At 71.3% G+C, this 22,892-nt stretch carries 17 protein-coding genes; 10 read left to right on the forward strand and 7 right to left on the reverse strand.

Features of this window, described 5'->3' with window-relative positions:
* The first annotated feature begins 198 nt into the window (after positions 1-198).
* The 4 genes from IF20_RS37905 (at position 199) to IF20_RS18645 (ending at position 4,482) form a co-directional block, all read left to right on the forward strand.
* Complete coding sequence (locus IF20_RS37905) at positions 199-1,572, forward strand: zinc ribbon domain-containing protein (RefSeq protein ID WP_199896644.1); 1,374 nt, start codon at positions 199-201, stop codon at positions 1,570-1,572.
* Positions 1,573-1,641: 69 nt separating this feature from the next.
* Entirely contained in the window at positions 1,642-2,115 is a 474-nt protein-coding gene (locus tag IF20_RS18635) for an SseB family protein (RefSeq protein WP_052866305.1), read from the forward strand.
* A 185-nt stretch (positions 2,116-2,300) separates the two neighbouring features.
* Positions 2,301-3,254, forward strand: a complete 954-nt coding sequence (locus tag IF20_RS18640; RefSeq protein ID WP_052866306.1) for a pirin family protein — start codon at positions 2,301-2,303, stop codon at positions 3,252-3,254.
* 112 nt (positions 3,255-3,366) lie between these two features.
* Positions 3,367-4,482, forward strand: coding sequence for an AI-2E family transporter (locus IF20_RS18645; protein ID WP_052866307.1), 1,116 nt, complete (start codon positions 3,367-3,369; stop codon positions 4,480-4,482).
* Here IF20_RS18645 and IF20_RS18650 read toward each other — a convergent pair.
* On the reverse strand, positions 4,401-6,608 hold the full coding sequence (locus tag IF20_RS18650; RefSeq protein WP_052866308.1) for an ATP-binding SpoIIE family protein phosphatase: 2,208 nt from the start codon (positions 6,606-6,608) through the stop codon (positions 4,401-4,403). The genes IF20_RS18645 and IF20_RS18650 overlap by 82 nt on opposite strands.
* A 246-nt stretch (positions 6,609-6,854) precedes the next feature.
* On the opposite strand from IF20_RS18650, the gene aspS reads away from it, so the two are divergent.
* Together aspS and IF20_RS18660 are read left to right on the forward strand one after the other, a co-directional pair.
* Positions 6,855-8,618: an aspartate--tRNA ligase gene (gene aspS / locus IF20_RS18655; protein WP_052866309.1), complete on the forward strand. Its 1,764-nt coding sequence runs from the start codon at positions 6,855-6,857 to the stop codon at positions 8,616-8,618.
* A gap of 105 nt (positions 8,619-8,723) precedes the next feature.
* On the forward strand, positions 8,724-9,272 hold the full coding sequence (locus IF20_RS18660; protein ID WP_052866310.1) for a Uma2 family endonuclease: 549 nt from the start codon (positions 8,724-8,726) through the stop codon (positions 9,270-9,272).
* 57 nt (positions 9,273-9,329) lie between these two features.
* Here IF20_RS18660 and metG read toward each other — a convergent pair whose 3' ends face one another.
* Complete coding sequence (metG, locus tag IF20_RS18665; protein ID WP_052866311.1) at positions 9,330-11,045, reverse strand: methionine--tRNA ligase; 1,716 nt, start codon at positions 11,043-11,045, stop codon at positions 9,330-9,332.
* A gap of 176 nt (positions 11,046-11,221) precedes the next feature.
* On the opposite strand from metG, the gene IF20_RS18670 reads away from it, so the two are divergent.
* Positions 11,222-11,431 (forward strand): DUF397 domain-containing protein, encoded by a 210-nt coding sequence (locus IF20_RS18670; protein WP_110944326.1) that lies wholly within the window; start codon positions 11,222-11,224, stop codon positions 11,429-11,431.
* A 90-nt stretch (positions 11,432-11,521) separates the two neighbouring features.
* Here IF20_RS18670 and IF20_RS18675 read toward each other — a convergent pair whose 3' ends face one another.
* A complete protein-coding gene (locus tag IF20_RS18675; protein WP_052866313.1) occupies positions 11,522-13,339 on the reverse strand; it encodes a vWA domain-containing protein in 1,818 nt (605 codons plus the stop codon).
* A gap of 312 nt (positions 13,340-13,651) precedes the next feature.
* Between IF20_RS18675 and IF20_RS18680 the strand changes: the two genes are divergently transcribed.
* Positions 13,652-15,739 carry a PhoX family protein gene (locus IF20_RS18680; protein WP_052866314.1) on the forward strand — a complete coding sequence of 696 codons (2,088 nt, stop codon included), beginning with the start codon at positions 13,652-13,654 and terminating at the stop codon, positions 15,737-15,739.
* A gap of 85 nt (positions 15,740-15,824) precedes the next feature.
* Here the strand turns inward: IF20_RS18680 and ligD are convergent, their stop codons facing one another.
* Complete coding sequence (gene ligD, locus IF20_RS18685; protein WP_110944297.1) at positions 15,825-16,835, reverse strand: non-homologous end-joining DNA ligase; 1,011 nt, start codon at positions 16,833-16,835, stop codon at positions 15,825-15,827.
* Between the two features lie 201 nt (positions 16,836-17,036).
* On the opposite strand from ligD, the gene IF20_RS18690 reads away from it, so the two are divergent.
* Positions 17,037-17,978, forward strand: a complete 942-nt coding sequence (locus tag IF20_RS18690) for an NADP-dependent oxidoreductase (RefSeq protein ID WP_052866315.1) — start codon at positions 17,037-17,039, stop codon at positions 17,976-17,978.
* Here IF20_RS18690 and IF20_RS18695 read toward each other — a convergent pair.
* Both IF20_RS18695 and IF20_RS18700 read right to left on the reverse strand, forming a co-directional pair.
* Complete coding sequence (locus IF20_RS18695; protein ID WP_199896645.1) at positions 17,965-18,942, reverse strand: hypothetical protein; 978 nt, start codon at positions 18,940-18,942, stop codon at positions 17,965-17,967. The genes IF20_RS18690 and IF20_RS18695 overlap by 14 nt on opposite strands.
* 127 nt (positions 18,943-19,069) lie before the next feature.
* Entirely contained in the window at positions 19,070-20,077 is a 1,008-nt protein-coding gene (locus tag IF20_RS18700; protein ID WP_052866317.1) for a cation diffusion facilitator family transporter, read from the reverse strand.
* A 340-nt stretch (positions 20,078-20,417) separates the two neighbouring features.
* Between IF20_RS18700 and IF20_RS18705 the strand changes: the two genes are divergently transcribed.
* Positions 20,418-21,590 carry a cytochrome P450 gene (locus tag IF20_RS18705; protein WP_407702525.1) on the forward strand — a complete coding sequence of 391 codons (1,173 nt, stop codon included), beginning with the start codon at positions 20,418-20,420 and terminating at the stop codon, positions 21,588-21,590.
* 46 nt (positions 21,591-21,636) lie between these two features.
* Here the strand turns inward: IF20_RS18705 and IF20_RS18710 are convergent, their stop codons facing one another.
* Positions 21,637-22,887: a cytochrome P450 gene (locus IF20_RS18710; protein ID WP_052866319.1), complete on the reverse strand. Its 1,251-nt coding sequence runs from the start codon at positions 22,885-22,887 to the stop codon at positions 21,637-21,639.
* Positions 22,888-22,892: the final 5 nt, after the last annotated feature.

The following is a 22,892-nucleotide window of genomic DNA, read 5'->3' on the forward strand; positions in this document are numbered from 1 at the left end:
GGCAAGGCTGCAGAGGAGGGGTGAATGCGCTCTCGCGTGCTGACAGCGGTCGTCCCCGTGTGGCTCAACCGAGGAAGCCACGCACGGGCGCATGCCGCGTGTCATGCCTCGGCGCTGCTGTGGAACCGAGCAGTGGCTTGGGTACGCAGCGAGTGGAGTGCCGGACGTTCACCGGGGCGCGAGGACGTCCGCCGGTACGTGACCTCCTTGCCGGCCGAGGCGAGACCGCTGCACGCCCACACTGCCCAGGCAGTCGCCTACGACCTCGCGGAGGCGATCGTCCTCGGCCGCCGCAACAGGCAGCAAGGGGTGGCGCGGACAAAGCTGCCGTGGCGGCAGAAGAGCTACCGGCGGCTGGTCTTCACCACGGGTTTCGGCTGGAAGATCACTCGCGACGGACGGCTGGCGTTGTCGCTGGGCCGTGGACGCGAGCGGATCGTGCTGCCGGTGCCGGAGTTTCCCGACCGACAAGGGGAGACGGTCGCTCCTGACCGCTGGGGCGAGATGAAACTGTGCTGGGATGCAGCCGACCGTTCCTGGTCGCTGCGTGTCGCTTACCGCGCGCCGGACGACGGACTGCCGGACGCCGGTGACCGGAGCGACGAAAGCGTCCCGGACATGCGAGTAGTGACGGTCGCGGTCGATGAGGGCCTCATCAATCCGATGGCGCTGGCCACGCGTGCCCCGGACGGTGGCTATGAGGTGGCGGTGATCAATGGGCGCTCCGCTCGTTCCCTCAAGCAGCGTCGGAACAAGGGCGTCGCGCAGCTCCAGGCGAAATCGGCGCGGTGCAGCAATGGTTCACGTCGCCACCGAAGGCTCGCAGCGGCCCGGAAGAAGCTCACTGCCCGTACCGACCGGAGCCTGCGCGATTTCAACCATCAAGTCACCGCGAAGGCCAACCGCTTCATCCGCGAACAGGTGTCGGCTCATGAGAGAGCTGCTCCGGCGGAGGTACGAGTGATGGTGCGGCTGGTGGTGGGAAATGTTCGCGGGATCGAGAGGAACACCGAGAGGAAGCGTCGGAACGCGCGTTCCACCCGACAGCAGCTCTCTCAGTGGGAGCGGGGAACGCAGGAGCGTCAGCTGGCCTACAAGACGGGCCTGGTGATTCGGCATGTCGACGAGGCGTACTCCTCGCAGACCTGCCCGTACTGCCTCACCCGTTGCAAAGTGCGCGGGCGAACCTACGCATGTGTGAACAGTGACTGCTCCCGGGTGCTGCACCGGGATGCGGTGGGCGGGGTGAACATCCACACCTTGGCCGTCAACGACGGGGCGTACGTCCCGGTGGCACCCGGCATTCCCGTACGGGTGAAGTATCTGCGAGCCCTGCCCGGCTGGTCTTGCGATCAGCGGGGACGTCACTCCATGTATCAACGGGCGCGCTTGCGCGCGGGACCGTGGAGCGGCCGTGAAGCACGTAGTAGCGCCCGGAACCGGGCCACCCGTGTCGACGCCTCCGGTGCTGCGGGTGTTGCTGTCTCCTTCTGCGAAGGAAGGCGTAGGGATCGCGAAGACGGTGTCGCTGCCCCACGGGGCGCCGGCAGGGCGGGTGCCCGTACTGCCTGACGGTCCGCGGACGACGGAAACTCCGGCTCTCACGCAGCCGGGGAGGTTCACTCAGTACGCTTTGCAGCTATGTACGGCTACGACCAGAACGCGGGTGCGGGTCAGCAGGGTTACGGTGCTGCGCCGCCTCCGCCGCAGCAGGCTCCTGGCGGGTACGGCGGGCAGCCGCTGTACCCCGAGCCGTCCCCGCCCTCCCTTGCCGACGCGGTGCGCGCCTTCACGACCGGGTCGATGTCCGCCGAGGACTTCCAGGGGATCTTCTCGAACTCCAAGGTGTACTGCCCGCGCGGCGACAACCCGGGCTTCCTGGCGCTGCACAACACGCAGCAGCCGGTGATCCCGATGTTCACCTCGCTCAAGGAGCTGCGCGCGTACGCCGGCAAGGAGTCCAAGTACTTCGTGATCACGGGCGCCGAGGTGCTGGACCTGCTGCCCACGGGGTACGGCTTCGTGCTCGACATGGAGGGCGAGCACCGGATGGTGTTCGACGCCAAGGCCGTGGAGCAGATGGTCGACTTCGCCATGCGGCGGATGTACGGCTGACCCGCACTTCTCGGGCGGCCGTCGTGCCGCCGCCCCGTCCCGATGGGCCGGTCGCGTTCGGACGCGACCGGCCCTCCGGTTTTCTCTCCCTTGTGACCTGCGGGAATGCGTCGGGGAATGGAGTGCGCCTTGCGAGTTGTTCAGACTTCAACTAAATTGAAACCCGAACGACCGAGGAGGCCGTCATGCCCGCAGTGACCGTTGAGAACCCGTTGACCCTGCCGCGCGTTGCGGCGCCCGCCGACGCCCGGCAGCGCTCCGCGCTCGCCGTATCGACCGCGCCCACCGGGTTCGAGGGCGAGGGCTTCCCCGTCCGCCGGGCCTTCGCCGGCATCGACTACAAGCACCTCGACCCGTTCATCATGATGGACCAGATGGGTGAGGTGGAGTACGCGCCCGGCGAGCCCAAGGGCACGCCGTGGCACCCGCACCGCGGCTTCGAGACGGTGACGTACCTGATCGACGGCACCTTCGTGCACCAGGACTCGCACGGGGGCGGCGGCACCATCAACGACGGCGACACCCAGTGGATGACGGCGGGCTCCGGCCTGCTGCACATCGAGGCGCCGCCGGAGTCGCTGGTGATGTCCGGCGGGCTCTTCCACGGCCTCCAGCTGTGGGTGAACCTGCCGAAGAAGGACAAGATGATGGCCCCCCGCTACCAGGACATCGGCGGCGGCCAGGTCAAGCTGCTGACCTCGTCCGACGGCGGTGCGCTGCTGCGCCTGATCGCGGGCGACATCGACGGGCACGAGGGTCCCGGCATCACGCACACGCCGATCACGATGATGCACGTGTCGCTGAACCCGGGCGCCGAGCTGACGCTGCCCTGGCGGTCGGACTTCAACGCGCTGGCGTACGGGCTGGCCGGGCGCGGTACGGCGGGCCCCGAGGGCCGTCCGTTCCGCATGGGCCAGTCGGTCGTCTTCGGTGCCGGTGACTCGCTCACCATCAAGGCGGACGCCACGCAGGAGTCCCGCAGCCCGAACTTCGAGGTCGTCCTCCTCGGTGGGCAGCCCATCCGCGAGCCGATGATGCACTACGGCCCGTTCGTGATGAACACCCACGCCGAGCTGGCCCAGGCCTTCGAGGACTTCCAGGCGGGCCGCCTCGGCACCATCCCGGCTGCTGCCGGCTGACCCGACCCGCTCCGGCCGGGCCCGGCGTTTCACGTGAAACGCCGGGCCCGGCTCTGCGCTGTGCGGGCCGTCACGCGGCTCCGCGTGGTGGACTGGGTCGGTGCAGAAACGGATGAACAGGGATGAACGGGAAGCTCTGCTTCCCCTCGGTGCGCGTCGGGCGGCGGCCTGGTGCGGAGTGGCGCTGCTCGTCGTCGCGGTGGTCGCGGTCGCCATCTGGCTGACCGTCCACCTGAAGGCGGCCGTGACGCCCGTCCTGCTGGCCCTGCTCGGCAGTGCCCTGCTCGGGCCGCTCTACCGGCGGCTGGTCGCGATGAAGCTCAACCGCTCGCTGGCGTCCGGGCTGACCTGCGTCGCCCTGCTGGTGGTCGTCGGCGGAGCCGGGTACATCGTGATCTCCGCGCTGATCGACACCGGCGATCAGATCGTGGCGTCGGTGCAGCAGGCGACCAAGGAGCTCAGCAAGCACCTGGGCGGCACCGGCACCTCGCTCGGAGACCTCACGGCGAACGCCAAGGAGCTGGCGCAGAAGTTCGGCGGCCGGGCCGCCACCGGGGTGCTCTCCGGCATCAGCTTGATCGGCCAGACCGTGGCCGCCGCCGTGCTGGCGCTGCTGCTGACGTTCTTCTTCCTGCGGGACGCGGACAAGGCGGTGGGCGTGCTGCGGTCCTGGGCGCCCGGCGACTCCGGGCCGCAGCTGGAGCGGATGGCGCGCCGCGGTTTCGAGGCGGTGGAGGGCTTCATGCGCGGCACGACGGTCATCGCGCTGATCGACGCCATCTGCATCACCGTCGGACTGCTGATCCTGGGGGTGCCGGGCGCGGTCGGGCTGGGGGCGCTGGTCTTCGTCGGCGCGTACATCCCGTACCTGGGCGCGTTCATCTCCGGCACCGTGTCGGTGCTGGTGGCGCTGGCCGACCGGGGCTTCGTGATCGCGCTGTGGGCGCTGGGCGTGGTGCTGTTCGTTCAGGTGCTGGAGGGCCACATCCTGCAGCCGCTGATCCAGAGCCGTACCGTCCACATGCACCCGGCCGTCGTGCTGCTCGCGATCACCGCGGGCGCGAGCGTGGCGGGCATCCTCGGCATGCTGCTGGCCGTACCGCTGGCGGCCGCGGCGACGGGGATCCTGTCAGAGCTGCACGAGCGCTACGCCGCCGGTTCGGACAGCGGCGGGCCGGACAGCGAGGGGCCGCCGTCCGGGGGCTCCTCCGGGGACGCGCCGGCCTGAGCCGCGGCCGCCGCGAGGCTGTCCCCGGCGTCCTCGTACAGCTCGAACCAGATGGACTTGCCGTCCCCGCGCGGGTCCACGCCCCAGGCGCCGGCCAGCAGCTCCATCAGGACCAGGCCGCGCCCGGAGGATGCCAGCTCGCCGGGGCGGCGGCGGTGCGGCAGCTCGTCGCTGCTGTCGGCCACGTCCACCCGGATGCGCCGGGCGCCTCTCGCACCGGAGATCTCGGCGACCAGCAGGGCGTCGCCGTCGGTGTGCAGCAGCACGTTGGTGACCATTTCGGAGACCATCAGGACGGCCGAGTCGACCTGGTCCTCGTCGGTCCAGTCGTGCAGCACGTCGCGGATCTGGCCGCGGGCCTCGGCGATCCGCTCCGGCTCGGCCTGCGCGATGGTCAGGACCGTACGGCGGACCGGCAGCCCGGGCTGCAGCCCGCCGGTGCCGATGGCGCAGCTGGCGCTCTCCCGGGACAGCAGCAGCATCGCGATGTCGTCCTCGCGGCGGTCCACCAGCGGCCCGGTGGTGTGGTGCGAGGACGGCCCGTGCACGGCCTGCACCAGGGCGTCGGCGAGCCGCTCCAGTCCGTCCTCGGTGTCCGGGTCCTCGTGGGCCTCCATGACGTCCCGCAGCCGCGTCCAGCCGCTCTCCAGGTCGTGCCCGCCGGTCTCGATCAGCCCGTCCGTGCAGACCAGCATCGTCTCGCCGGGCTCCAGGACGAGCCGGGTGGTCGGGTAGTCCGTGTCCGGGTCGATGCCCAGCGGCATCCCGCCCGCGGTCGGCCGGACCAGCATTGTGCCGTCCGTCATCCGGATGGCGGGGTCGGGGTGGCCGGCCCGCGCGATGTCCAGCAGCCCGGTGGCCGGGTCGACCTCGATGTAGAGGCAGGTGGCGAAGCGCGGGTCCAGCCCCTCGGCCTCGGTGTCGTTCAGGCCGGCGAGGAACCGCGAGGCGCGGGAGAGCACGGCGTCGGGGTGGTGGCCCTCGGAGGCGTACGCCCGCAGCGCGATCCGCAGCTGGCCCATGAGCCCCGCGGCCCGTACGTCGTGGCCCTGGACGTCACCGATGACCAGCGCGATCCGGCCCGACGGCAGAGTGATCATGTCGTACCAGTCGCCGCCGACCTCCAGGCCGCCGCCGGTGGGCACGTACCGTGCGGCCACCGCCATACCGGGGATGTCCGGCTGGACCGTGGGCATCATGCTGCGCTGCAGGCCCGTGGTCAGCTCCAGCTGCGACTCCTGGTCCCCGGCGCGGTGCAGGGCCTGGGCGAGCATCCGGGCGACGGTGGTGAGCACGGAGCGCTCGTCGGGGGTGAAGGCGACGCGGTGGCCGAAGGCGGCCATCCAGGCGCCGACCGTCCGGCCCGCGCTGATCAGCGGCAGGAAGGCCCAGGACTGGCGCCCGAAGCGCTCGGCCATCGGCCAGGTCACGGGGAACCGGCGGCTGTACTCCTCGGGCGTGGGCAGGTAGATGGCCCGCCCGGTCCGTATCACCTCGGCGGCCGGGTAATCGGTGTCCAGCGGCATGTCGACGAAGGGCTGCTCGGCCCCCGGCTTGTGCCCGTGGTGCCCGATCACCGATATGTGGTCGCCTTTGATGCCGAAGACGGCCAGCCCGTCGGGCATGAAGCCGGGCATGGACAGGCCGGCGGCCACCCGCAACACCTCGGCGGTGGAGCGGGCCTCGGCCAGCGCGCGCCCCGCGTCCAGCAGGAACGCCTCCCGGGAGCGGCGCCAGTCGCCGGTGACGGGGGTGCGCGCCGCGGACGTACCGGGCTGCGGCTCGGGGACCTCTTGGAGGGTGCCGACCAGCTCGTAGCTGTTGTCCAGCGGGGTGACGCGGGCGCGGCAGCGAACGACGCGCAGGACCTTGCCGTCGTCGCGCATGACGCGGAGCCGGCCCTCGGCGAGGGTGTTCTCGGTGAGCGCGAGGTGGACGACGCCGTTGATCTCGGCGAAGTCGACGGCGTGGAAGCGCGAGCGGATGAAGGCCTCGCTGAAGTCGGCGGGCTCCTCGGGCAGGCCGAGCAGCCTGGCCGCCTCGGCGTCCAGCGTCACCTTGCCGACTGAGTGGTCCCAGTGCCACAGGCCCGTGCCGATGGCGGCCAGGACGTCCTTGGTGCGCATTGCATCACTTTATGTGGGTTTCACGGAGGCCCACCAGTGAGAAGGACGTGACCCTGGTCCCATGGTGTTCCACCGGGAAGCTCTCGGGGGGCTTTGTCGTGGATATGGCAACCCGGAGGGACGGGGCGGAGCGGTAACCTGGAGCGGTTATGCCAATCCTGGGGTGATCATCGGGTGTCGACCGGGAGCCGACCCGGCCTCCCGCCCCCGTTGCCCCACCTCGACTCGCGACGACTTGGATGAGCGATGCATCGGTACCGGTCCCATAACTGCGGCGAGCTCCGGGCCGCGGACGTCGACACGGACGTCCGCCTCAGCGGCTGGCTGCACAATCGACGTGACCTGGGCGGCATCCTCTTCATCGATCTGCGCGACCACTACGGCATCACGCAGCTCGTCGCCCGCCCCGGCACCCCCGCCAACGAGGCGCTCGGCTCTCTGACCAAGGAGACCGTCGTCCGCATCGACGGCAAGGTCAGCGCGCGTGGCGCGGACAACGTCAACCCCGACCTGCCCACCGGCGAGGTCGAGATCGAGGTCTCCGCGGTCGAGGTGCTCGGCGCCGCCGAGCAGATCCCCTTCACGATCAACGCCGAGGACGGGGTCAACGAGGAGAAGCGCCTGGAGTACCGCTTCCTCGACCTCCGCCGCGAGCGCATGCACCGCAACATCATGCTGCGCACGGCCGTCATCTCCGCCATCCGCCACAAGATGGTCTCCCTCGGCTTCAACGAGATGGCGACGCCGATCCTGTCCGCCACCTCCCCCGAGGGCGCGCGCGACTTCCTGGTCCCCTCGCGCCTGCACGCCGGCAAGTTCTACGCCCTGCCGCAGGCCCCGCAGCAGTTCAAGCAGCTGCTGATGATCGCGGGCTTCGACCGGTACTTCCAGATCGCGCCGTGCTTCCGCGACGAGGACGCCCGCGCCGACCGCTCGCCGGGCGAGTTCTACCAGCTCGACATCGAGATGTCCTTCGTCGAGCAGGAGGACGTCTTCGGCCCGGTCGAGAAGCTGATGACCGAGCTCTTCACCGAGTTCGGCGGCGGCCGCGAGGTCACCTCGCCGTTCCCGCGCATCCCGTTCCGCGAGTCGATGCTGAAGTACGGCAACGACAAGCCGGACCTGCGCGCCAAGCTGGAGCTGGTGGACGTCTCCGACGTCTTCGAGGGCTCCGGCTTCAAGGCGTTCGCCGGCAAGCACGTCCGCGCGCTGGCCGTGCCGGACACCGCCGACCAGCCGCGCAAGTTCTTCGACGGGCTCGGCGACTACGCCGTCGAGCAGGGCGCCAAGGGCCTGGCCTGGGTCCGCGTCGGCGAAGAGAACGCGCTGACCGGCCCGATCGCCAAGTTCCTCACCGAGGACGACGTCAAGGCGCTGGTGGAGAAGCTGGACCTGGCCCCCGGCCACGCCGTCTTCTTCGGCGCGGGCGAGTTCGACGAGGTCTCGAAGATCATGGGCGCGGTCCGCGTCGAGGCCGCCAAGCGCGCCGGCCACTTCGAGGAGGGCGTCTTCCGCTTCTGCTGGATCGTCGACTTCCCGATGTTCGAGAAGGACGAGGAGACCGGCAAGATCGAGTTCTCCCACAACCCCTTCTCGATGCCCCAGGGCGGTCTCGAAGCGCTGGAGACCAAGGACCCGCTGGACATCCTGGCCTGGCAGTACGACATCGTCTGCAACGGCGTCGAGCTGTCCTCCGGCGCGATCCGTAACCACGAGCCGGAGGTCATGTACAAGGCCTTCGAGATCGCCGGTTACGACAAGGACACCGTCGAGGCGGAGTTCGGCGGCATGCTCCGCGCCTTCAAGTTCGGCGCCCCGCCGCACGGTGGCATCGCCCCGGGCGTGGACCGCATCGTGATGCTCCTCGCGGACGAGCCGAACATCCGCGAGACCATCGCCTTCCCGCTCAACGGCAACGCTCAGGACCTCCTCATGGGTGCCCCGAGCGAGGTCGAGGAGTCGCGCCTGAAGGAGCTGCACCTCTCGCTCCGCAAGCCGCAGGTGAAGTAACGCTCATCGCTCAGAGGGGCCCGGACCGCATGGCGGTTCCGGGCCCCTCGCGCGTGCTTGCGGCCCCTATGCTTGGCGCAAGAGCGGTCGGCAGGAGAACCTTCAGTGGACAACAACGCGCTCATCAAAATGTGGCACGAGCTGGACGTCCTCGATGGGCTGCACGTGGAACTGCTCGACGGTGAGCTCGTTATGCAGGCCAATCCCGGGCACTTCCACGACCTTCCTGGACGGACCTTCGTGCGCCACACCCCGGAGCCGTTCGAGGCGTGGGACGAGCGAGGATTGCTGGTGGCCGACGACTATCGGCCGCGGGCCGATGCCGTGGTCGTCCGATCTGAGGACATTCCAGCCGAGAACGAGCCCGACTGGCCTGTGCAGATCATCCAAGCCGTCGTCGAGACCGTCTCCACGACCCGTACGGCCATCAGGCGCGACTGGGAGGACAAGCGTGAGCGGTACGCCGGGGCCGGCATCCCCGTCTACCTGATCGTCGACCCGAACGACGCGACCTGGCATCTCCTCCAGCTCGACGGTCGCCACTACGTCGAGACCGCGAAGGGCATCTTCGGGCAGGAGATCACGATGCCGGAGCCCATGGGGTTCACGGTGCGGACGGCGGACTGGCATCCGTACGGCGGCACATCCGCGTAGCGCAACGCCGAGGGCCCGGAACCGCGCGGTTCCGGGCCCTCCGTCATGCCGTGGGACTTACTCCTCGCCGCCGAAGCGGTCCTTGTACGCCGCGAGGTCGTCTTCGGTGATCTTGGCGAAGAGGACGGGGGGGACGGTGAAGGACGTGCCGGCCGGGACGGAGGACAGGGCCTTGGCCTCGTCCTGGGTGACCCACAGGGCCGTGTCGTCGGCGAGGTCGAACGCGCCGCGCATGGCCTTCGCCGAGGACGGGATGAACGGCTCGGAGATCACCGAGTACAGGTGGATGAGGTTCATCGCCGTACGGAGGGTGAGCGCGGCCGCGTCCTTGTCGGTCTTGATCTCCAGCCAGGGGGCCTTCTCCTCCAGGTAGGAGTTGCCCGCGCTCCACAGCGCGCGCAGCGAAGCGGCGGCCTTGCGGAACTGCAGCGCCTCCATGTGGCCCTCGTACTCGGCCAGGAGCCGCGCGATGTCCTCGCCGAGCTTCGCCTCCGCCTCGCCGGCCTCGGCGCCCGCCGGGACCTCGTCACCGAAGCGCTTCCGGGAGAAGGACAGCACGCGGTTGACGAAGTTGCCGAGGGTGTCGGCCAGGTCCTTGTTGACCGAGGAGGAGAAGAGCTCCCAGGTGAAGGAGGTGTCGTCGGACTCCGGCGCGTTCGCGATGAGGAAGTAGCGCCAGTAGTCGGCGGGCAGCAGCTCCAGCGCCGCGTCGGTGAAGATGCCGCGCTGCTGCGAGGTGGAGAACTTGCCGCCGTAGTAGTTCAGCCAGTTGAAGGCCTTGAGGAAGTCGACCTTCTTCCACGGCTCGCGGGTGCCCAGCTGCGTCGCCGGGAACATCACGCTGTGGAACGGGACGTTGTCCTTGGCCATGAACTCCGTGTACCGGACGTCGTCGGCCTCGTACCACCACGACTTCCAGTCCCGGACCTCGCCGTCGGGCGCCGCGTCCGCCCACTCCTTCGTCGAGCCGATGTACTCGATCGGGGCGTCGAACCAGACGTAGAAGACCTTGCCCTCGGCGGCCAGGTCCGGCCAGACGTCGGCCGGTACCGGCACGCCCCAGTCCAGGTCGCGGGTGATCGAGCGGTCGTGCAGGCCCTCGGTCAGCCACTTGCGGGCGATGGAGGAGGCCAGCGTCGGCCACTCCTCACCGGCCTCGTCGATGAACTTCTCGACCTCGCCCTGGAGCTTGGACTGGAGCAGGAAGAGGTGCTTGGTCTCGCGCACCTCCAGGTCGCTGCTGCCGCTGATCGCCGAGCGGGCGTCGATCAGGTCGGTCGGGTCCAGCACGCGGGTGCAGTTCTCGCACTGGTCGCCGCGGGCCTTGTCGTAACCGCAGTGCGGGCACGTGCCGACGATGTAGCGGTCGGGCAGGAAGCGCTCGTCGGCGTTCGAGTAGACCTGGCGGATCGCCCGCTCCTCGATGAAGCCGTTCTCGTGCAGCTTGCGCGCGAAGTGCTGGGTCAGCTCGACGTTCTGCTGCGAGGAGCTGCGGCCGAAGTGGTCGAAGGCCAGCCCGAAGCCGTCATAGATCGCCTTCTGCGCGTCGTGCTGCTCGGCACAGAACGCGTCGACGGACTGGCCGGCGTCCTTCGCCGCCAGCTCGGCCGGGGTGCCGTGCTCGTCGGTCGCGCAGATGTAGAGGACGTCGTGCCCGCGCTGCCGCATATACCGGGAGTACACATCGGCCGGGAGCATGGACCCCACCATGTTGCCCAGGTGCTTGATCCCGTTGATGTACGGAAGGGCGCTGGTGATGAGGTGTCGAGCCATTGCCGGCTGCTCCCAAGTCGCTACGGTGAGTGATTTTTTGCACTACGGAACGCCAATATCGTACTCGCCCGACCGGGTGCCACCGCGCCCCGTTTCCCCGGCCCCGCGGCGCACGCATGGCGCGCGGGCGGCCGGGGATGCTGTGGGAAGGAGGGACAGCCGGGGGAGGGGTGGCCATGGGAGAGCGGCCGAGATGGGTCGCGTCGAGCTACAGCCGTGAGACGGACGGGACGTGCGTCGAAGTGGCGATCTCGGCGGACCGGGTCCAGGTACGGGACTCGCGGCAAGGCCGAGTGCGAGGGCGGGGTACGGACGAGGGCGCGGCGCGGCTGACGTTCTCCGCGGCGGCGTGGTCGCTGTTCATCGCGCACACGACGGCGGACTGAGCGGCACCGGTCACGGGGACCGGACAGCGGAACGGCCCGGCCGCCCCCTGTGGGGCCGCCGGGCCGTGCGCGATGCTGCCGCCGCTGCCGTCAGCTGTCCTTGAGCACGCCCGCGGCGCGCGCGTCGCTGAGCCACTCCGGGAACTCGATCATCAGCTGCGCGTAGAGGTCGGCGTCGGCCAGGGCGCGGGGGTCGCGGCCCGCGTGGAAGAAGCCGGCGTTGTCGACCTTGCGCTTCTCCGGTACGGCCAGGTCGTCCAGCTTGCGCAGGAAGTCGAAGCCCTTGGCCTCGGGGTCGCCGAAGCCGACGAACTGCCAGAAGATCGGCAGCCCGGCCGCCTCGCACAGCGCCTTCTCGGCGGCGGGCTTGGAGGTGGGGGCGCCGTCCGTCTGGAAGATCACGAACGCCGGTGCGGTGGTCTTCGACTTCTTGTAGTGGTCGACGACCGCCTTGATCGCCCAGTGGTAGTTGGTCCGGCCCATGTGGCCGAGGCCGGCGTGCAGCTCCTCGATCCGGCCCTCGTACGAGGTCAGATCCAGGTCGGCGGTGCCGTCGACGTCGGTGGAGAAGAAGACGACGGGCACGGTGCCGTCGTCGTCCAGGTGCGCGGAGAGGCCGAGGGCCTGCTCGGCGAGGTGCTGGACGGTGCCGTCCTTGTAGTAGTTGCGCATCGAGCCGGAGCGGTCGAGCACGAGGTAGACGGCGGCGCGCTGGGTGCCGAGGCCCTGCTTCTCCAGCGCCGCGCCCGCGTCCTTGTAGAGGCTGACCAGCTTGGGCGCGACCGCCTCGACCTTGCTGAGGGAGATCGCGGCACCGGCACCGGCGGAGGCGACGGGCTCCGGGGTGGGAGCCGGCGCCGGGACCTCGGTCACCGTCTCCGTCTCGGTGCGGGCGGCGGGGATGGTGGGGGTGGCGGTCGGCTCAACCTTGGCGGCCACCGGCTCGGGGGCCTCGGTAAGGGGCTCGGGGATTTCCGCGACCGGCTCCGCGACGGGCTCCGCGACGGGGGCCGGGGCCGGCTCGGCGGCGGGCTCGGCCACCTCGGCGGCCGGCTTCTCGTCGCCGGCCTCGGGCTCGGCCTCCGCCTCGGGCTCGGCCTCCGCCTGGTGCTTGGCCTTCACCTGGGGCTTGGCCTCCGCCTTGGGCTCGGCCTTCGCCTGGGGCTTTGCCCCGATCCCCGGCTTGTCGGTCTCCGGCGCGACCTCGGCCTTGTCCTTCGCCGGGCTTCCGGCCTCGGCCGCGGTCTCGACCTTGACCTTCGCCGGGCTCTCGGCCCCGGCCTCGGCCTTGGCCGCGGACTCCTTCTCCGCCTCAGGAACGGTCCCCGGCTCCGGCTCGGCCTCTGCCTCGGGCCCGGCCTCCGGCTCGGCCTTCTCAGGCTCCGCCTCGACCGGTGCCTCGTCGGCCGATGCCGCCTCGGCCGGCGTTGCCTCGGTCGGCGTCGCCTCGGCGAGCGCTTCCTCGGCGGGCTCCGCGGCCGCGGGCTCCGCCGGCGGCTCCTCCGTGGGCTCCGGGGTCGAGGCCGGGGACGACGGGCGGTCGAAGGCCTCCCGTACCAGGTCCGACACGTCGGAGGAGGAGGGATCGGTGGAGCCGACGGACCGGGCGATACCGGTGGAGCCGGCCACCACCGCGGCGCCGGCCGCCGGGGCGGTCTCCGCGTAGACCTCCGTACGGGCCGGCTGCTGTTCCGTGCGGGCCGCCGGTACCTCCGTCTCGGCGGGCGAGGCGGCCGGCGCGGTCGGGGCCGCCTCCGCGGCGGGTGCCGACTCCCCCCGGGCCTCCGGGATGGCCGCGGTGTCGGTGGTCACCGCTTCGGTGGCCTCCGTCGCCGCGGGGGCATTCGGTTCGTTACGGGCCGCCTTGGAGCGACCGAAAACGTTGCGCAGCAGACTCCGAATGCCCATCGGCGTACCTCTCGTGCGTGTGGTGTCGTGCGTGGGGTGGGGCGACGATTGTCCGAAAAGCGAGGTGCGTTGCTGACCTGGACGGACACCAAAGGGTAGCGGCCTGCCCCTATCGCATCGTGGGACCCCGCGCGTCGTGCTGCGGCACGAGCCGAAGGTGCCCGGATTCACCGTCAGTTCATCTTTTTGTCGCCGCGTGTCGGACCTGTGCCCATACCGTCGCCGCTGATCAGACGACTATCCGCCATACCGGCCGACAGGTACCGACAGGCACACCGACCGGCATACCGACCGGCCCAGGGAAGGAACACCGTGCGCAAGCTGCTGCCGTTGATCGGCTCGCACCCCGGCGGCCGTTCGGCCATGACCTGCCGCTACCGCTGCGGCGACGCCTGCTTCCACGACGCGCCCAACACCAGCGGCAACGCCTACGTCGGTGACGTGATCGCGGGCGCGCTCTCCCGTCGGTCCGTGCTGCGCGCGAGCGCCGTCGTCACGGCCGCCGCTGCCACCGGCGCCGCGCTGACCGGCCCGGGTGCCGCCCCCGCGTCCGCGGCCGAGTCCGGCGCCGCGTCCGGGACGGCGGCGGGTGCCACCCGCCATGCCCGCCGCCCGGCCCGCGGCCTGCGCTTCACGCCCGTCGCGCCCAACACCGCCGACGCCGTGACCGTCCCGGCCGGGCACGAGCAGAACGTCGTGATCCGCTGGGGCGACCCGGTGCTGCGCGGCGCTCCGGCGTTCGACGCGGACCGGCAGTCCGCGAAGGCGCAGGCGGGTCAGTTCGGTTACAACAACGACTACATGGCCGTACTGGACCTGCCGGGCGAGCGGGACCGGCAACTGCTCGTGATCAACCATGAGTACACCGACGAGGTCCTGATGTTCGCGGGGTACGACGCGGACAACCCCACCCGCGCGCAGGCGGAGATCGGGCTCCAGGCACACGGCCTGACGGTGCTCGTCGCGCAGGAGGAGCGGCGCAGCGGCCGGCTCACCGCGGTGCCCCGCCACCACCTCAACCGCCGGATCACCGGCACCACGCCGTTCGAGGTGACCGGCCCGGCCGCCGGCAGCGACCTGCTGAAGACCGCCGCCGACCCCGAGGGCACCCGCATCCTCGGCACGCTCAACAACTGCGGTGGCGGCATCACCCCGTGGGGCACGGTGCTGTCCGGCGAGGAGAACTTCAACCAGTACTTCGCCAACGGCGACGAGGTCACCGACCCGGAGATCGCCGAGCGGCTGAAGCGGTACGGCATCAAGGGCGGGGCGAGCGAGCGCAAGTGGGAGCGGTTCGACCGGCGCTTCGACGTGGCGAAGGAGCCGAACGAGACCAACCGCTTCGGCTGGGTCGTGGAGATCGACCCCTTCGACCCCGACTCGACCCCGCGCAAGCTCACCGCGCTCGGCCGGTTCAAGCACGAGGCCGCCGAGCCGCGGCTGACCCCGGACGGCCGGCCCGTCCTCTACATGGGTGACGACGAAAAGTTCGACTACTTCTACAAGTTCGTCTCCGCCAAGCGGATGAAGCGGGGCAACAGCGCGGCGGCCCGCGAGCACAACCGCACGCTGCTGGACGAGGGGACGCTGTACGTCGCGAAGTTCACCGGTGACAGCCCGGCGGGTGAGATCGACGGGTCGGGGAAGCTGCCGGAGGACGGCGAGTTCGACGGCCACGGCGAGTGGATACCGCTGGCCACCGGCACCACCTCGCACGTGCCGGGCATGACCGCGGAGGAGGTGTACGTCTTCACGCGGATGGCCGCCGACAAGGTGGGTGCCACGAAGATGGACCGCCCCGAGGATGTCGAGCCCAGCCCCCGTACCGGCAAGGTCTACGTGGCGCTGACCAACAACAGCGACCGGGGCAAGGACGGCAAGGCCGCTGTCGACGAGGCCAATCCGCGCAACGGCAACAAGCACGGCCAGATCCTGGAGCTGACCGAGCGCCGCAACGACCCGGCGGCCGGACGTTTCACGTGGAACCTCTTCCTGGTCTGCGGCGACCCCGAAGACCCGTCGACGTACTTCGGTGGCTTCCCCAAGGACCAGGTCAGCCCGATCTCGTGCCCCGACAACATCACCTTCGATGTGCACGGCAACCTGTGGATCTCCACCGACGGCAACGCCCTGGGCAGCCATGACGGCCTCTTCGGCGTGGCCACCACCGGCTCGCGGCGCGGCCAGGTGCGGCAGTTCCTCACCGTGCCGACCGGCGCCGAGACCTGCGGGCCCATCGTGCAGGAGCGGCGGGTGCTGGTCGCGGTGCAGCACCCGGGCGAGGTGGACGGCGCGACCGTGGAGCAGCCGGCGTCGCACTGGCCGGACGGCCCGGGCAAGCTGGTCCGCCCGTCGGTGATCAGCGTCTGGCGCAAGGACGGCGACGACATCGGTGTCTGACGCGGGTGCGCGGCGCGGCACCTCGCCGCGCCGCGGCCACCTTTCGGGCACCGGCCGTACCTGCCCTTCCGGCGGCCGCCGCGCCTCACTCCGCCGGCAGCCGCTTGGCCGCCGCGGTCACCGACCGGGCGCGCCAGCCGTCACCGGACCACGGGTCGGCCGCCTCCAGGCGCTCGGGGGTGGTGCGCAGCGTCCAGCGCTGGGCGTTCAGCTCGGGGTCGTCCAGTTCGGCACGGCGGATCGGCATGGCCACCGGCGCGCCCGGCTTGGCGCGCACGCTGTAGGGTGCGACAGCGGTCTGCGCGTAGGCGTTGCGCTGGACGTCGAGGTAGATGCGGCCGCGGCCGCTCTTCGTGGCGCGGTCGGCCTTGCGCTGCTCGGTGGTGAGCCGGTCCGGGTGGCGGTCGGCGAGCAGCTCGGCGGCGCGGTGCGCGAAGTCCCGTACCGTGTCGTAGTCGGACTTGGCGTCCAGTGGCGCGATGACGTGCAGGCCGCGTGAGCCGGTGGTCATCAGCCGGGTCGGCAGGCCGACCTCGTCCCACAGCTCGCAGACCCGGGCGGCCGCCCAGCGCACGTCCTCGAAGCCCGCGCCGTCCGACGGGTCGAGGTCGAAGATCAGCAGGTCCGGCTCGTTGGCGCTGTCCTCCCGGGAGAGCCAGCGGTGCTGGGTGAGCGAGGCCTGCCCGGCCAGGTAGACGAGGGTGGCGGCGTCGTCGCAGACGACGTGCGTGACCTTGCCGCCGGCCTTCTCCTGCACCGAGGTGCGGATCCAGTCGGGGAAGTAGTCCGGCGCGTTCTTCTGCATGAGGGGCCGGCCGCCGATGCCGTCCGGGTGGCGCTCCATCATCAGGGGGCGGCCGCGCAGGTGCGGCAGCGCGCGCTGGGCGACGGCCCGGTAGTGCTCGGCCACGTCGCGCTTGGTGATGCCGTCGTCCGGGAAGAGCACCTTGTCCGGGCGGGTGATCGCGACGGTGCGCCGGCCCGCACGTACGGTCTCTTCGCCCTTCGCGCTCCCGCTCCGGGCGCGCCCGTCTTTGTTGTCGCCGTTATCGCCGTTGACGCCCTTGTCGCCCTTGATGCCCTTGTCGCCCTTCATGAGGGGGACGGGTAACCGTCCGGCGGTCCCGGCAAACCCGCCGGTGCCCGCGTACCGGACCCGTCGCCGAGGACGGCCGTACGAGTTGCTTCCGGGCCACGGCCGTTCGCCTGCCGTGCGGGGCGGTACCCGCGTGCTTACGATCCTTGGCGGCAGGGGCCGGACAGGGGCCGGGTACGGAGAAGTGGAAGGGACGCCGCGATGAGAGCCGTAGCAGTCAGCGCCTTCGGGGCCGAGCCCGAGCTGATGGACCTGCCGCAGCCCGAGCCGGGGCCCGGCGAGGTGCTGGTCGCGATGGCGGTCGCGGGCCTGAACCCGGTCGACTGGAAGATCGCCGACGGCATGCTCAAGGAGGCCGTGCCGCACTCCTTCCCGCTGGTCCTGGGCGCCGACGGGGCGGGCGAGGTGGTCGCGGTCGGCCCCGACGTGCGCCGCTGCACGGTCGGTGACCAGGTGTTCGGGCAGTTCCAGTTGGTCGGCAGGGGCGGCGGTTCGTACGCGGACTACGCCGTGGCGGCGGAGGACGCCGTCGCGCCCGCGCCGCGGAACGTCACGTACGCGACCTCGGCCGCGGTGCCGACGGCCGGCACGACCGCGTACAACCTCGTGGAGGAGACCCGTGTAGCGGAGGGCAAGCGGGTGCTCATCGTGGGCGCGACCGGCGGCGTCGGCACCTTCGTCACACAGCTGGCCGCGCAGCGCGGCGCCGAGGTGATCGCCACCGCTCGGGCGGGCAGCGCGGAGCTGATGGGGCAGCTCGGCGCGGGCGCCACGGTGGATCACACCCTGGGCCCGGTGGCCGACCAGGTGCGGGCCGCCCACCCGGACGGCGTGGACATCCTGATCGATCTGGTCAGCGACGCGGCGGCGTTCGCGGACCTGACGGGCGTCGTACGGGACGGCGGCACGGTCGTCTCCACGGTCGGCGCGGCCGACACGGACATGCTCATCGAGCACAACCTGCGCGGGTTCAACTTCCTCAACCGGCCCTCGCCGCAGCTGCTGTCGATCCTCGCCGACCAGCTCGACGCCGGCCGGCTCACCGTGCTGATCAGCAGCGAGGTGCAGCTGGAGGACGCCCCGGCGGCCCTGGCCCGCAGCCGATCCGGCCGGGCACAGGGCAAGACGGTCATCGGGCTCTGAGCTCCCGGCGGGCCCGCCGCCGCCCCGCCAGGACGCCGGTCAGCCATGCCGCCGCCGCGGCGGTGAGCCCCGCGGCGCCCAGCAGCAGGCCGCCGGACCAGGCGCTCGCCGTGAGGGTGTCGAAGACCGCCGCGCCCGTCGCCCGGGTCACCGACTGCGGCAGTACGTCCAGGGCGTACCCGCGCGCTGCGGCGAACGCGGCGAGCAGCAGCGCGCCGCCCACGGCCCAGCCCAGTCCGGTACCGATCAGCGCCCGGCGGCGGCGCGGCGCCAGCAGCAGCCCGGCCGCCACGCACAGCACGGCGGCGACGGGCAGCAGCCGGCCGAGGGTGCGCACCGCCGCGTACGGGCCGCGCCACTCGGCCACCTCGTCGGACCGCAGCAGCGTGAGCGTCGTGCCGGAGACGTGGACCCGCTGGATCAGCCGGGCACCGGCCGGCACGGTGTGCGCCAGGCGGGCCCGGGCGCGGTCGACGACGGGTTGGAGGTCGAGCTCCACGGTCCGCTCACCGGACGAGGAGAGCGCGGTGACGAGGGACGCGTGGGTGGTCCCGTTGACGCGGTTCCACAGGGCGGGGAAGGAGCGCGAGGTGACCACGCCGCGGATCTGGGTGGCCACGAAGTCCCGGACGCCGCGGGCGAACCGCTCGCGTATCGCGGGGCGTTGTGCCGGCGGTGCGGCGTCCACCAGCGGCGACAGGTCCACCCGGCGCATCACGCCGTTGCTGATCGCGGTGACCATGTTCCGCTGGACGGCGGGGTCGCGGGAGAGCGGCGCGGTGGTGGCGGTGTAGCGGGCGGTGTCGGTCAGTTCGGCGCGTGCCCAGCCGGCGGTGAGGGCCGGTGGGGCCAGGAGACAGCCGAGGACCAGCAGCACGGTCGCCAGGGCAGCTCGAGGCCGGTGGCGGGTCGGTGTTCCGGGGGCGGTCGGAGCGCCGGTGCGGACCGGTGCGCTCGCTGCCATGTCTCCTCCGTTTCACGTGAAACCGGCACGGGACCGGGCGAGTCGGGAACGCCCGGCCTCCCGCAAGTGTGCCGCGCACCGTCCCGCCGACACCCGATTCGGCCACGTGAGTCGCGTCGCTCCCGGCTCAGTGGTCGTGCGGCCCCGCCCGGTGTACCGGTCCGTGCGTGTCCGCGCAGTGGGCGCCCGAGGAGTCGTCCCGGCGATGGCCGATCCGCAGCAGGTCGGCGCCGTCCCGCTCGCCGAGGTGGTCGACCTGGAGCGTGGCGTGCGTGATGCCGTACTCGGCCGCCAGCAGCTCCTGCAGCGTGCGGCGCACCTTGTGGCAGTCGCCGCCGGGCTCGACCAGGACGTGCGCCGAGAGCGCCGGGTCACCGGAGGTGATTTCCCAGACATGCAGGTCATGGACCTCCACGACCTGGTCGGCGGCGACCAGCCGGTCCCCCAGCGCGTCCGGGTCCACCCCGGCGGGCGCGGCCTCCATGAAGATCCGTCCCGAGTCGCGGACCAGCCCGAAGCCCGCCTTGAGCATCAGCGCGACCACCAGCAGTGAGGCGATGGCGTCCGCCCGGGCGAAGCCGGTGAACAGCACGACCGCACCGGACACCGCCGTGGCGATGAAGCCGAAGAGGTCGGTGAGGAGATGCTGGTAGGCGCCCTCGACGTTCAGGCTGGACCGGTTGGCCTTGGAGATGAACCAGGTCGCGACGAGGTTCACCGCGACCCCGGCGAGCGCGGTGACGAGCACCAGGCCGCCGGTCACCTTCGGCGGTTCCAGGAGCCGGTGAATGGCCTCGTACGCCAGCCAGACCGACAGCACCAGCAGCGTGACGCCGTTGGCCTGGGCGGAGAGGATCTCGGCGCGCTTGAGGCCGTAGGTGTAGCCGCCGCGCGCCGGGCGGGCCGCCAGCCGCATCGCGATCAGTGCGAGGACGATCGAGGCGGCGTCGGTGAGCATGTGCGCCGCGTCGGAGATCAGGGCCAGGGACCGGGCGATGAAGCCGATCACGACCTCGATGGCCATGAACGCGGTGATCAGGATCAGCGCGGCCCGCAGCCAGCGGCGGTCCGCGTCCGCCGCCACGGCGTGCGAGTGGCCGGAGTGCTCACCGTGCGTGTGGGCGTGCCCCGTCATGGCCCACTCCCTCCTGGGTCGGGCGGCCTGGCTGCCGCAGCGGCGCTCCCGTTTCCGCGGGGGCGCTCGAACGAAGGAAACCGCACTTCGGCGGGAGATCCAAAGGCTGCATCGGTACCCGTTGTCATTCCCCCGCCGTGTCGACAACACCGCAGGTCAGAGCGGTGTTGCGAGCGAATCCCCGGAGGTGTTCCTGAAAAGGATTTCCGTCGGCGGTCTTGAAAGGGCGCCGGGCAGGAACGATCTTGGTGGAGACCGCAGCACCCCTCGACCCACACACCCCCAGGGAGCGTTCTTGGCCGCGAACCGAGAAGCGCCGGACATACTGTCGCCGGAGTTCATGGCGGATCCGTACGCCGCGTACCGCGTCATGCGCGACGACTTCCCCCTGCTCCACCACGAGCCCACCCAGAGCTACCTCGTCTCCCGGTACGAGGACGTCGAGCGGGCCTTCAAGGACCCGGCGTTCACCACCGACAACTACGACTGGCAGCTGGAGCCGGTGCACGGCCGGACCATCCTCCAGATGAGCGGCCGCGAGCACTCCGTACGCCGGGCACTGGTGGCGCCCGCCTTCCGCGGAGTGCCCCTCCAGGAGACCTTCCAGCCGGTCATCGACCGCAACGCGCGTGAGCTCATCGACGGCTTCCGCGACGTGGGCCGGGCCGATCTCGTCGCGGATTTCGCGACCCGCTTCCCGGTCAACGTCATCGTCGACATGCTCGGCCTGGACCGCGGCGACTACGACCGCTTCCACCGCTGGTACACCGCGATCATCGGCTTCCTCGGCAACCTCAGCCAGGACCCGGAGGTGGCCGCGGCCGGGCTGCGGACGCAGCAGGAGTTCGCCGCGTACATGCTGCCGATCATCCAGGAGCGGCGCGCGAACCCCGGCGACGACCTGCTCTCCACGCTGTGCACCGCCGAGATCGACGGCACGGCGATGAGCGACGAGGACATCAAGGCGTTCTGCAGCCTGCTGCTGGCCGCGGGCGGGGAGACCACCGACAAGGCGATCTCCAGCGTCATGCACAACCTGCTGCGCCACCCCGAGCAGCTGGCCGCCGTGCGGGCGGACCGGTCGCTGATCGAGCGGGCCTTCGCCGAGACGCTGCGGTACACGCCCCCGGTCCACATGATCATGCGGCAGCCGGCCGAGGACGTCGAGATCGGCGGCGGCAAGGTCCCCGCCGGCGCCACCGTGACCTGCCTGATCGGCGCGGCCGGCCGGGACGAGCGGCGGTACGCGAACCCCGACACCTTCGACATCTTCCGCGACGACCTGAAGACGACGACGGCCTTCTCCGCGGCCGCCGACCATCTGGCCTTCGCGCTCGGCCGGCACTTCTGCGTCGGCGCGCTGCTGGCCAAGGCCGAGGTGGAGGCCGGCATCGGGCAGCTGCTGGACGCGCTGCCGGACGCCGCGATCGAGGCCGGGCACACCCCGCGCGAGCAGGGCGTCTTCACCCGCGGGCTGGACGCGCTGCCGGTGACGTTCACGCCGGTGGCCTGAGGCGGCCCGTACGGGCCGTACGGGTACGTCCCGTACGGCCCGTGTGTCAGGCGGGTCCCGGTGTGTAAGCAGGCGTGAACGTCACCGGCAGCCCCGTCAGGCCGCGCATCCACACCGACGGGTGCCAGACCAGGTCCTCGTCCGGCACCGAGAGCACCACGTCCGGCAGCCGGTCCAGCAGCACCTCCACCGCCGCCCGCGCGATCACCTCCGCCAGCTGCGGCGCCGGGTACGGGCAGGCGTGCTCGCCGTGGCTGAACGCCATGTGCGCCTGGTTGCCGTCGGCGTCGGCGGCGGTGAAGTCCGGCCGCACCAGCGGGTCGTTGTTGGCCGCCGCGAGGCCCAGCACCACCATGTCACCGGCCTTGATGCGATGGCCGCCGAGCTGGGTGTCGCGGGCCGCGAAGCGCCCGATGAAGTTCTGCGTGGGGGTGTCCTCCCACAGCACCTCGTTCAGCGCCTGGCCGACGCTGCGCCGCCCGCCGGACAGGCTGACCGCGAAGCGGTCGTCGGTCAGCATCAACCGCAGCGTGTTGCCGATCCAGTTGGCCGTGGGCTGCTGCGCCGCGGCCATCACCACCAGCAGGTCGATGACCACCTCCTCGTCGGTCAGCCCGGCCGGATGGGCCAGCAGCCGCGACGGGATGTCCGGGCCGGGCCGCTCGTGCTTCGCCGCGACCAGCCGGGCCATCCGCTCCGCGACCCGCCGGTGCGCGTCGATCGCGCCGTCGTGCACGTCCAGCGACTCGGCGATGTCCTTGACCAGGGCCGGCACTTCGTCCGCCGGGGCGCCGTACAGCTCGGCGACCACGCGCAGCGGCAGCCCCGCCGCGTACTCGGCCATCAGGTCCGCCTCGCCGCGTCCGGCGAAGGCGTCGACCAGCCGGTCCGCGAGCCGCTCGCAGATCTGCCGCAGCTCGAACTGGTCGATCGCCAGCAGCGCGTCGCTGATCGCGCCGGCCCGCCGCCGGTGCTCCGGCCCCTCGGCGAACATCACCGACGGCTGGTACCCGACGAACGGCAGCAGCGGCCAGTCGTCCGGGACCCGGTCCCAGGCGTGCCAGCGGCGCGAGTCGCGGGGGAACAGCTCGGGGTCGGAGGTGACCTGGTGCAGCTCCCGGTAGCCGATCACGAACCAGGCCGGGAAGCCGCCGTCCAGCAGGATCGGCACCACCGCACCGTGCCGGCTGCGCATCTCCCGGTACAGCCGGGCCGGATCACCGCTCAGCCCCTCGCCGTACAGCGGTACGGCGTCGGCGGAGACGGGGCAGCCGGCGGTCTGCGCGGCTTCGGTCACGGTGC

The organism is Streptomyces niger, assembly GCF_000718305.1.
Classification (GTDB): domain Bacteria; phylum Actinomycetota; class Actinomycetes; order Streptomycetales; family Streptomycetaceae; genus Streptomyces; species Streptomyces niger.

Bases quoted from the DNA above. Each gene is read 5' to 3' on its own strand.
- IF20_RS18640 (WP_052866306.1), top strand. From the start codon at position 2,301: ATGCCCGCAGTGACCGTTGAGAACCCGTTGACCCTGCCGCGCGTTGCG.
- IF20_RS18650 (WP_052866308.1), bottom strand. From the start codon at position 6,608: ATGCGCACCAAGGACGTCCTGGCCGCCATCGGCACGGGCCTGTGGCAC.
- aspS (WP_052866309.1), top strand. From the start codon at position 6,855: ATGCATCGGTACCGGTCCCATAACTGCGGCGAGCTCCGGGCCGCGGAC.
- ligD (WP_110944297.1), bottom strand. From the start codon at position 16,835: ATGAAGGGCGACAAGGGCATCAAGGGCGACAAGGGCGTCAACGGCGAT.
- IF20_RS18705 (WP_407702525.1), top strand. From the start codon at position 20,418: ATGGCGGATCCGTACGCCGCGTACCGCGTCATGCGCGACGACTTCCCC.
- IF20_RS18635 (WP_052866305.1), top strand. From the start codon at position 1,642: ATGTACGGCTACGACCAGAACGCGGGTGCGGGTCAGCAGGGTTACGGT.
- IF20_RS18695 (WP_199896645.1), bottom strand. From the start codon at position 18,942: ATGGCAGCGAGCGCACCGGTCCGCACCGGCGCTCCGACCGCCCCCGGA.
- metG (WP_052866311.1), bottom strand. From the start codon at position 11,045: ATGGCTCGACACCTCATCACCAGCGCCCTTCCGTACATCAACGGGATC.
- IF20_RS18675 (WP_052866313.1), bottom strand. From the start codon at position 13,339: ATGGGCATTCGGAGTCTGCTGCGCAACGTTTTCGGTCGCTCCAAGGCG.
- IF20_RS18670 (WP_110944326.1), top strand. From the start codon at position 11,222: ATGGGAGAGCGGCCGAGATGGGTCGCGTCGAGCTACAGCCGTGAGACG.
- IF20_RS18700 (WP_052866317.1), bottom strand. From the start codon at position 20,077: ATGACGGGGCACGCCCACACGCACGGTGAGCACTCCGGCCACTCGCAC.
- IF20_RS18690 (WP_052866315.1), top strand. From the start codon at position 17,037: ATGAGAGCCGTAGCAGTCAGCGCCTTCGGGGCCGAGCCCGAGCTGATG.
- IF20_RS18645 (WP_052866307.1), top strand. From the start codon at position 3,367: ATGAACAGGGATGAACGGGAAGCTCTGCTTCCCCTCGGTGCGCGTCGG.